Here is a 9,080-nt window from a genome sequence, read left to right as displayed (position 1 = left end):
CGGATCATGACCGACTTCCCCGACGTGTTACGCACCGTCACCGCCCTGGAGATCTTCAGAACCGCCCAACCGGGTTTTGAATGACCCTCCCTGCCTGACGGTGTGGCCAAAGCGGACGAGACCGAACGGATGATCGCCCGGCTGCGGAATTTCATCGGCTACCGCGAGTACCCGAAGTACGACATCGTCTGCCGTTACCTGATCTACAAGCGGGCGCTGATGGTGGAGGCGGCCCTTCTGCCGTTCGCCGACACCGAGGACGCCTTCTTTCTGACCTATCAAGAGCTTCGCGACGCCGTACGCACCAAAAAGGTCGACCAGACGCTGATCCGGCGGCGAAAGGACGAGTTCCGGCACTTCCAGACCCTCCGCACGCCCCGGATCCTCACCTCCGACGGCGAGATGATCAACGGCTCGTACCGCCGCGACGACCTGCCGCCGGGGGCGCTGGCCGGCCTGCCGGTCTCGGCCGGCACCGTGGAGGGCCGGGCCCGGGTGGTCCGGGACCTGGCCGACGCCGATTTCGCCCCGGGCGACATCCTGGTGACCGCCTTCACCGATCCGAGCTGGACACCGGCCCTGGTGGCGGTGGCGGGCCTGGTCACCGAGGTGGGCGGGCAGATGACGCACGGTGCGGTGATCGCCCGGGAGTACGGCCTGCCCGCGGTGGTCGGTGTCGAGAACGCCACCCGGCTGATCGTCGACGGTCAGCGGATCCGGGTGCACGGCACCGAGGGCTACGTCGTGACCATGCCAGGTCAGGGTACGTAGACCTCGGCCAGTGCCGTGGCGGTGCCGTCGACGGTGGTCAGCCGGTACAACGGGCTGACCTCCACGAGATCGGTGAAATCCGCGATGCTGGTCTTGCAGTCGCCGACCGTCACCGGGTGTTTCAGGCACTCCTGGTCGTTGCCGCGGGTGCTGGTCAGCTTCGGGTCGGCGACGATCGGCAGGGTGATGGTCATCCGGCTGTCCTCGGTCAGCCAGGCCCGCTGGCAGACGTCGCCGTCCGGGTCCAGTGCGAACATCGTGCAGTACTCGGGGCCGCTCATGAACAGCACCGGCTCCACCACGATCGACCGGGACTTCGGGTAGTACCCGTGCACCTCGACGATCGACGTGCTGCTGCCCGTACGGACGTCGGTGAACGGTGTCACCCCGCTCGCGGGCGACGGGATGTCGGTCTCGATCGGCCGGATCTCCACCTTTCTGAAGGTCGCGGTGACCGTCGCCTGCTGGTACTGGGAGGCGTCGATCGGGCCGGCGCCGAGGGCGACCTGGCCGGCGAGCAGGCTCGGATCGGTCAGCTCCGCGTCCAGGACGGGTGTGCCGCCGACCGTGACCGTCGCCGTCTCGTTCTGCAGGCTCAGCACGACGTCGTGGGCCGTCCCGGGCTGGAACAGGGTGGACTCCGTCTCGCTCAGCGTGGCGCTGCGCAGTGCGCCCTCGTGCCGGATCCGGATGAGCTGTGGGCACAGGTCCAGCCAGTAGGAGGCGTCGCCGACCGCCCGGAACTGGACCTCCGCACAGGTCAGCGGGGTCTGCACGGTCACCGAGAAGGTGATCGACTGGTCACCGGGGAACGCCTCCTCCGGCCCGGCGCACATGGTCCGGACATCGGTCGCCGTGATCGACAGGCCCTTGCCGACCGCGCACCGGCCACCGTAGTCGTCGGTCTTGGGCGTCCACTGCCCGCGCCGGTCGAGAGCGTCGACCACCCACGGGCCACGCACGGCGCCCGGCACCGGCATGGCCGCCTGGGCGACGGTGATGTCCGGCCCGGGCGGCGGGGGATCATCGCCGAGTCTTCGGCTGTACAGTCCGGCGGCGGTGGCGGCCAGCGTGGCCGCGGCGGTGACGGCTACGACCGTACGCAATCGGCGTGATCTTCTCGATGGGGCGGCCGGAACCGGCCGGCCCAACCGCTTGCCACCGCCGGAGACGTGATGCCCGGAGAGCTGTGCCGCCTCGGCGGCCTGGCGCAGCTTCGGGTCCAGAGTGGGCGGGCGGCTGAAGGTGTTCGGGTCGGTGTTCTGCGCGAGCAGCAGATTCAGCAGCTCGGGGGCGGTCGGCCGGTCCTCCGGATCCTTGGACAGGGCCAGCGCCACCAGATCGGCCAGGGTGCCGTGCAGACCGGTCAGGTCCGGCGGCTGGGTGAGGATGCGGGCGGCGACGGCGACCGGCGAATCGGCCCGGAACGGGGTCCGCCCGGTGCCCGCGTAGGCGATCACCGCACCCCAGGCGAACACGTCGGCGGCCGGGGTGATGTCGCGGTGCACCCCGTCGAAGCGTTCCGGCGCCATGTACGCCACGGTGCCCACCATCTGATCCGGGTGGGTGTGCTGGCTGGTCACCTCAAGCGCCCGCGCGATACCGAAATCGATCACCTTGGGGGAGCCCAGCGCGAACAGCACGTTGCGCGGTTTGAGATCGCGGTGGATGACACCCGCGCCGTGGATGGCGGTCAGCGCGGTGGCCACCCCGACCGCGACACCGTGCAGGCGGCTGTCGGCGAGCGGGCCCTCCCTGGCCACCACCTCGTCCAGGCTGGGGCCGTCCACGTATTCGACCACCAGGTACGGCGTCCGGTGCTCGGGGTCGGCGTCCAGCACCGCCGCGGTGCAGAACGGCGGAACCTGCCGGGCCCGCTTGACCTCGCTGCGGAAACGGTTGCGGAACTCCTCCTCGTGGGCGTACTCCGGCTTGATGATTTTGATGGCGACCAGTGGCCCGTCGCCGCGCCGGCCCAGGAACACCGCGCCCATGCCGCCCTCGCCGAGCCGGGAAAGCAGCTGGTAGCCGCCCAGCGACTCGGGGTCACCGGGGCGAAGCGGGCTTTTCATCCGGCACACAGTACGCAGTTCGATCCCCTCCCGCGGTGGCGGGTGCGGGGCATGATGGGAGCACGATGGACTTTCACACCGCTCTGAAGTCGCTGTTCTCCGCCGAGGGACGCCGGGATCCGTACCCGGCCTACGACGTGCTGCGCGCGCACGCCCCGGCCTTCCCCGCCCTGGACGGCCGCTGGTTCCTCACCACCCACACGCTGACCAGCCGATTGTTGCGCGATCCGGCCGTGCGGGTGTCGGACGCCGCCGACTACGACACCTTCTGGCCGGACTGGCGCGACAACCGGGGCGTCGCCTCGATCGTCGGGTCGATGCTGCAGACCAACCCACCCGACCACACCCGCATCCGCCGGGCCGCGGCGGCCACCTTCACCGCCCGCCGGGTCGCCGGGCTCCGCGACGTGATCACCGAGCAGGCCACCGCCCTGATCGGGGAGATGCCGGAGCGGGCCGACTTCGTGACCGCTTTCGCCTACCCGCTGCCGATCGCGGTGATCTGCGCGCTGCTCGGCGTGCCGGACGGCGACCGGCCGTGGTTCCGGCAGCAGGCCGCCGACCTCACCGTCGTCCTCGAACCGATCAGCACCGAGGAGGAGATGGCCCGGGCCGACGTCGCCGGGCGCGCCCTGGAGGACTACTTCATCGGCCTGATCGCCGACCGCCGGCGGGCACCGCGCGAGGACCTGACCAGCGACCTGGCCGCCGAGGGCTCCGGGCTGACCGGGGCGGAACTGCTGTCCAACCTGGTGCTGCTGCTGGTCGCCGGTTTCGAGACCACCACCAACCTCTTGGGTACGGGCCTCAAGCTCCTCCTCGACCAGCCCGACCAGGCCGCCCGTCTGCGGGCCGAGCCGGGCCTGGCGCCCGCCTTCGTCGAGGAGATCCTGCGCTACGACTCGCCGGTGCAGATGACCGCCCGGACCGCCGGCGCGCCCATCGACCTGGGTGACGGGCTGGTGCTGCGGCCCGGCACCGAGATGATGCTGCTGCTCGGCTCGGCCAACCGGGACCCGGAGCGCTACCCGGACCCGCACCGGTTCGACCCGGACCGGCCGTCGATCCAGCCGGTGTCGTTCGGCGGGGGCGCCCACTACTGCCTCGGCGCGCCGCTGGCCCGGCTGGAAGCGCAGGTGGCGTTCCCGCTGCTGCTCACCATGCTGCCACGGCTGGCCCCGGCCGGTGCGCCGGTGCTGCGGGACCGTCTCGTCCTGCGCGGTTACGCCGAACTGCCGGTCACCACCCGATGAGCACCGCCGACTTCTGGTACGAGGTGGGCGCTCTCAAACGCACCACCCGTTCCGGCTGGCCGCTGGCCCGGATGGCCAACCGCGAATCGGTGGCCGACCACTCGTTCCGCACCGCCGTCATCGCGATGACCCTGGCCGCGACATCAGGCGCCGACCCGGACCGGGCGGCCACCCTGGCCCTGTTGCACGACCTGCCCGAAGCCCGCCTCGGCGACCTGCACCACCTGGCCCGCCGTTATCTGAACGGCCCGAAACCCTTCCAGCAGGTGGTGGAGGACCAGACCGCCACACTGCCGCCCGCGGCCCGGGAGGTGATCCGCGCCCGCGCCGCCGAATGGCAGTCCCGCGAGTCCCCGGAGGCGCTGATAGCCCGGGACGCCGACATCCTGGACTCGATCCTGCACGTCCGGGAGAGCCTCGGCGACCGCCCGGACCTCCAGAACCGCTGGCTGACCTATCTGGCCGCGTCGTTGACGACCGACGAGGCCCGCTCCCTGCTGACCGAGATCACCACCACCGACCCCGACGACTGGTGGCCCCGAGCCGTCTCCCCACCCGGCGGTGACGGCGGCGAGAGCCGGTGACCTTTGCGCCGCGCGGCGATCGTCTCGGAGCAACCAGGCGGATGATGTCTCGGCGTTCTCCGGGCCGGCGGGTGGTGATGGTTGTTCGCCACGGCAGTGATCAGCCGTCGTCGGCGGCCTGCTCACCATGACCTTCGCCGGCCTGCTCGCCCTGGCGAGAGCCCGCGCCCACGAGGACTTGAACCGGCACCGCGTTCCCGCATACAGGCAATCATCCGCATCGAGAGATTTGCATCCGGTGGGTAGAACGGGCTGCATGCGCAGAACCTTGATCGCCGTCGTGGCCGCGAGCACGCTGCTGCTGGGATCGGCCGTGCCGGGCTGGGCGGACCCGCCGGGGCCGCCGCCCGACGCCCTGCCGCCCGGCTGGTCCTTCCAGCAGAAGGCGCTGACCTGGACCAGTGAGAAGCCGATCCCGCCGGGGGACGCCGCGGTCGAGTTCTGGTCCGGTGACCGGCTGCTCGGGCGGGCTCGCGGCACCGCCGACCTGCGGACCTTCGTGCTGCCGGGCGGGGCCGCGGGCGGGCTCGCCGACCTTCAGGTCCGGGTCGGCGGCAAGCGGGTCGACGCGGCCGCCCCCGCACCGCAGCGCCGGGCCCCGGCGGCCCCGGTCACGCTGCCGCAGCAGGCGGCGAGCAGTGTCGACCCGGGTGTGAAGGGCCCGTACCGCACGGTCACCGGTGAGTACACGCTGCCCGGTGTGAAGCTGTCGGTCTACCCGGCAAAAGTGGAGATGCTGGCCGTCGTGGTCGCCCCGAAGGGTGCCCCGGGCAAGCGGCCGATCGCCCTGTTCCTGCACGGCCGGCACTGGACCTGCTACGCCGGCCAGGATCTGAACTCGATCAGCCTCGCCTGGCCCTGCCCAGCGGGTTCGCAGGCGGTCCCCGGCCACCGCGGCTATCTGCAGTCCCAGGAGCTGCTGGCCTCGCAGGGCTACGTCACCGTGTCGATCTCGGCGAACGGCATCAACGGCCAGGACGGCCTGGACTCCGACGGTGGCGCGCAGGCCCGGTCGTCGCTGATCCGGGAGCACCTGGCCCGCTGGGCCGACTGGTCCGGCAGCGGCCGGGGCAAAGCACCCGCGATCGTCCGGAAGTCGCCACGCGCCGACCTCGGCCGGGTGCTGCTGGTCGGGCATTCCCGGGGCGGTGAGGGCACCAACCGGGCGGCGATCGACAGCATCACCCCGCCGCCGGCCGCCCAGGACGACTATCGCGGCAGGGTCCGCTGGACGATCAGCGGGCAGGTGCTGATCGGGCCGACCGCGTTCGGCCAGAACCCGCAGCCCGACGTGCCGTCCGCGACGATCCTGCCGGGCTGTGACGGCGACGTCTCCGACCTGCAGGGGCAGATGTACGTCGACGCCACCCGCGGCGTCAGCGCGGGCCGGGCGCTGCACAGCGCGATCTACATGGTCGGCGCCAACCACAACTACTTCAACACCGAGTGGACCCCGGGGCAGGCGGTCGGCCCGGCGTTCGACGACTTCCAGGCCGAGGACGACCCGGTGTGTACGCCGGGAGTGGCCCCGCACCGGCTGACCGCGGAGCAGCAGCAGACCGCCGGCGCCACCTACATCGCGACCGCCGCCCGGGTGTTCACCGCCGGTGACGACCGGGCCCGGCCGCTGCTGGACGGCACCGGTGTGCGGGCCCCGTCGGCCGGCCCGGCCCGGGTGCTGACCCACGGGATCGGCGCGAACCGCACCCCGGTGGTCATCCCGGACCCGGCGCTCGGTGTGACCGGCGCCCGGCTCTGTGAGCAGGTCCCGGCGGATGACGAGACCGCGTGCGACACCTCGTTCCGGTCCCCGCACTTCGTGCCGTTCTCCTGGCCGGAGCCGGGCCGCTGGGCGGTCGCCCTGGAGAGCACCGCGACCGCCACGGTCACCCCGGCGAAGCCGATGCCGGTGGCCGGATCACCGGCGCTGGCGATGCGGCTGGTGGTGCCGCCGAACAGCACCGGCACCACGGTCCGGGTGGCGGTCACCGACGACCGTGGCCGCCGCTCCGACCTGGGTGCGGTCACCCTGGCCGGTCTGCCGGGCAGTGCGGACACGACGTCCGGCTGGGGCCAGGAGGTGCGGCTGCCGCTGCCCCGCCACACCCGTGCGGTGGCCCGGCTCGACCTCACCCCGAGCACTGACGGGCCGATCTGGCTGATCGACGCGTGGGGCTGGAAGCCGGGCACCCCGGCGCCGAAGCCGGCCGCGCTCAACCGGGTCGACGTCGGCACCGTCAGTGCCGACGAGGGGGATTCCGGGAGTGTCACGTACTCGGTGCCGGTCCGGTCGCGGGGCAAGCAGAAGGCCGAGATCCGGCTCTTCGTCACCGACCCGTGGACGTACGACACGAAGTCCTGGACGGCCACCGTCAAGCCGGGCGCCGGCCGGATCGACGTGCCGATCGCGGTGCTCGGCAACACCACGTTCGGTGGCGACCGGACGTACCCGGTGACGGCCAAGGCGATCCGCAACGCGATCGTCGCCGACTACGACGGCGGTGTGGACGTCCGCGAGGACGAGCCGATGCCCACCGTCACCATCACCCCGTCCGCGACAGCGGCCGAGGGCTCGGCGCTGACCTGGACGGTGACCCTGTCCGAGGCCGCCGACAGCTTCATGTACCTGCTGTTCGCGCCGCAGGTGCCGGGCGGCACGCCGGAGCTGTCGACGACCGACGTGGACCCGGAGTGGCTCGCCCTGCACTCGGGTGCGGACCCGGAGCCGTCCCGGCCGCTGTCCAGCACGGGGATGCAGGTGTTCCTGCCGATCGAGCCGGGCACCACGACGGCCGAGTTCACCGTGCCGACCGTGGCCGACGGCGTGGCCGAGGGCACCGAGCACGTGCGGTTCGGTTCGCTGGTGTTCGCGCCGGACGACCGGGAGCCGGTCGTCGGCCCGGTCGTCGACGGGACGGTCACCGACTGACAGCGTGACCGGTGACACAAGGTGCCCCGGACCGGAAGATCCCTGGTCCGGGGCACCTTGTCGAAGGGTGTGGCTCAAACTCGCACCGTGACCCCGCCCGACGACGACCTCTCTCCCGGAGAGCTGCTCCCGCTCGGCCGCCGCTTCCGGATCGTTCTCGTGCTCGGCCTGCTCACCGCGCTCGGGCCGCTCACCATCGACATGTACCTGCCGTCCCTGCCGGCGATCACCGCCGACCTGCACACCACCGCCGCCGCGGTGCAGTTGACTCTCACCGGCACCCTGGTCGGCCTGGCCCTCGGCCAGCTGCTGGTCGGGCCGCTGTCGGACGCGTTCGGCCGCCGGATCCCGCTGCTGGCCGGCACCGCCGTGCACGTGCTCGCCTCGGTGCTGTGCGTGATCGCCCCGAACGTCGCCACCCTCGGCGCGCTGCGGATCCTGCAAGGGCTGGGCGCCGCCGCGGCCTCGGTGGTCGCCATGGCGATGGTGCGTGACCTGTTCAGCGACCGGGCCGCGGCGCGGCTGTTCTCCCGGCTGATGCTGGTGGTCGGGGTGGCCCCGATCCTGGCGCCGACGGTCGGCGGACTGACCCTGAACTGGACGTCCTGGCGGGGCGTGTTCGTGGTGCTGACCGTGGTCGCCGTCGCGATCATGGCGGTGTCCGCGCTGGTGCTGCCGGAGACGCTGCCGGTCGAGCGGCGGCGCAGCGGGGGAGTGCTGGGGACCGCGCGGGACTACGGGCGGCTCTTCACCGACCGGGTGTTCGTCGGGCTGATCCTGGTCGCCGGCCTGGGCATGGCCGCGCTGTTCGCGTACGTCAGTGGGTCGTCGTATGTCTTCCAGGACGAGTACGGCATGAACGAGCAGCAGTTCGCGCTGATCTTCGCGGGCGGGGCGGTCGGCCTGATCGGGGCCACCCAGTTCAACGTGCGGCTGCTGCGCCGGTGGAGCCCGCAGCGGATCATGGGGGGTGCGCTGGTCGCCGGGATGGTGTTCGGGCTGACCCTGTTGGTGCTGTCGGTCACCCGTACCGGCGGACTGGTCGGTGTTCTCGTCCCGTTGTGGCTGGTCCTGGCGATGGTCGGGCTGATCATGCCGAACGCCCCGGCGCTGGCGCTGTCCCGGCACGGTGAGGCGGCCGGCACCGCCGCGGCCCTGCTCGGCGCGGTGCAGAACGGCGTCGGCGCCGCTGCCGCCCCGCTGGTCGGGGTGTTCGGCAACGACGCCGTCGCGATGGCGATCGTGGTGTTCGGCGGCATGCTCTCCGCCGGCCTGGTCTACCGCCTGGTGGTCCGGCCGCACCGCCTGCCCGCAACCCATGCCGACCCGGTGGTGGCGGTAGCCCACTGACCCCGTGCCACCTTCCGGCGCGTTCCGCACCGCTACGCGGCACACGGGCTCCGCAGCGACCCGGCGTGCCGCGCAGCGGTGCGAAACGCGCCGTTGTGCGGCACGCGGGGTTCGTGGTGAC

At 72.1% G+C, this 9,080-nt stretch carries 6 protein-coding genes; 5 read left to right on the top strand and 1 reads right to left on the bottom strand.

The window, feature by feature from the left end:
• Positions 1-102: 102 nt before the first annotated feature.
• Entirely contained in the window at positions 103-771 is a 669-nt protein-coding gene (locus ACQ0O7_RS44750; protein ID WP_430792034.1) for a PEP-utilizing enzyme, read from the top strand.
• Here ACQ0O7_RS44750 and ACQ0O7_RS44745 read toward each other — a convergent pair.
• Positions 759-2,843, bottom strand: a complete 2,085-nt coding sequence (locus ACQ0O7_RS44745; RefSeq protein WP_430792033.1) for a serine/threonine protein kinase — start codon at positions 2,841-2,843, stop codon at positions 759-761. The genes ACQ0O7_RS44750 and ACQ0O7_RS44745 overlap by 13 nt on opposite strands.
• 65 nt (positions 2,844-2,908) lie before the next feature.
• Between ACQ0O7_RS44745 and ACQ0O7_RS44740 the strand changes: the two genes are divergently transcribed.
• The 4 genes from ACQ0O7_RS44740 (at position 2,909) to ACQ0O7_RS44725 (ending at position 8,959) form a co-directional block, all read left to right on the top strand.
• Entirely contained in the window at positions 2,909-4,096 is a 1,188-nt protein-coding gene (locus tag ACQ0O7_RS44740) for a cytochrome P450 (RefSeq protein WP_430792032.1), read from the top strand.
• Entirely contained in the window at positions 4,093-4,680 is a 588-nt protein-coding gene (locus ACQ0O7_RS44735) for an HD domain-containing protein (RefSeq protein WP_430792031.1), read from the top strand. The genes ACQ0O7_RS44740 and ACQ0O7_RS44735 overlap by 4 nt, the downstream gene beginning before the upstream one ends.
• A 256-nt stretch (positions 4,681-4,936) precedes the next feature.
• Complete coding sequence (locus ACQ0O7_RS44730; RefSeq protein ID WP_430792030.1) at positions 4,937-7,609, top strand: alpha/beta hydrolase family protein; 2,673 nt, start codon at positions 4,937-4,939, stop codon at positions 7,607-7,609.
• Between the two features lie 87 nt (positions 7,610-7,696).
• Positions 7,697-8,959 (top strand): multidrug effflux MFS transporter, encoded by a 1,263-nt coding sequence (locus ACQ0O7_RS44725; RefSeq protein ID WP_430792029.1) that lies wholly within the window; start codon positions 7,697-7,699, stop codon positions 8,957-8,959.
• Positions 8,960-9,080: the final 121 nt, after the last annotated feature.

Origin of the sequence: Actinoplanes sp. G11-F43, from assembly GCF_050589265.1 — a bacterium.
GTDB lineage: Bacteria > Actinomycetota > Actinomycetes > Mycobacteriales > Micromonosporaceae > Actinoplanes.
The sequence above is the reverse complement of the archived record's forward strand: the minus strand, read 5'-3'. Positions and strand labels throughout refer to the sequence as shown.

What these genes read in the sequence shown, in the direction of transcription:
- ACQ0O7_RS44745 (WP_430792033.1), bottom strand. Translation starts at nt 2,843, where the DNA reads ATGAAAAGCCCGCTTCGCCCCGGTGACCCCGAGTCGCTGGGCGGCTAC.
- ACQ0O7_RS44740 (WP_430792032.1), top strand. Translation starts at nt 2,909, where the DNA reads ATGGACTTTCACACCGCTCTGAAGTCGCTGTTCTCCGCCGAGGGACGC.
- ACQ0O7_RS44730 (WP_430792030.1), top strand. Translation starts at nt 4,937, where the DNA reads ATGCGCAGAACCTTGATCGCCGTCGTGGCCGCGAGCACGCTGCTGCTG.
- ACQ0O7_RS44735 (WP_430792031.1), top strand. Translation starts at nt 4,093, where the DNA reads ATGAGCACCGCCGACTTCTGGTACGAGGTGGGCGCTCTCAAACGCACC.